General features: G+C 61.3%; 1 protein-coding gene. It reads left to right on the forward strand.

Features of this window, described 5'->3' with window-relative positions; all coding sequences use genetic code 11:
• On the forward strand, positions 1-646 hold a 646-nt coding region (locus TU74_RS22960; RefSeq protein WP_048377761.1), incomplete at its 5' end, for a TonB-dependent receptor domain-containing protein.
• Between the last annotated feature and the right edge of the window lie 59 nt (positions 647-705).

Genomic DNA, 705 nt, shown 5'->3' on the forward strand with positions numbered 1-705 from the left:
CCTGCAACTGCGTACCACCCTGTTCCACAACAAAGTCGAAGACGAAATCTTCAAGGCCACCGGCGTGGGTTGCCAGAACCAGGCCATCAACGGCGGCAGTATTTCCTCGGCTTGCCCACCGGGGCCGATGTCCAACTACCGCAATATCGGTGGCATGACCATCAAGGGCGTCGAGCTGGAGTCGATCTATAACTCCACCTACCTGTTTGGCTCGGTGTCGTTCGCCTATGCCAAGGGCCAGCACCAAGGCGCCTACACCAACCCTTGGGGCCCTGATGTGGCAGCGCGGGATATCCCGCCGACCAAATGGGTGCTGGTCTTGGGCACCCACATCCCGGCCTGGGATGCCCAAGTGGGCTGGATGGGCCAGTTCATCGGTGCCACCGACCGCCTGCCCAGTGATAAATACTCCGGTGGCCCGGGTTCCGGTGTGGGTGACTTGTTCTTCGACCAGTACGGCAACAAGCGCTACAACACCCAGGGCCTGTTCGCCAAATGGGCCCCGCAGCAGGCGTACCTCAAAGGCACCGAGGTCAACTTCACCGTGGACAACCTGTTCAACGAAAACTTCCGCCCGGCCTTGAGCGGCGACCGCGCCTACACCAAGGGCCGCGATGCGAAGATCAGCGTGACGCGGTTCTTCTGACCACACACGCATTCCAAATGTGGGAGCTGGCTTGCCTGCGATCGCGGTGGCACCGCTAC

The sequence above is a fragment of the Pseudomonas lundensis genome (assembly GCF_001042985.1).
Lineage (GTDB): Bacteria > Pseudomonadota > Gammaproteobacteria > Pseudomonadales > Pseudomonadaceae > Aquipseudomonas > Aquipseudomonas lundensis.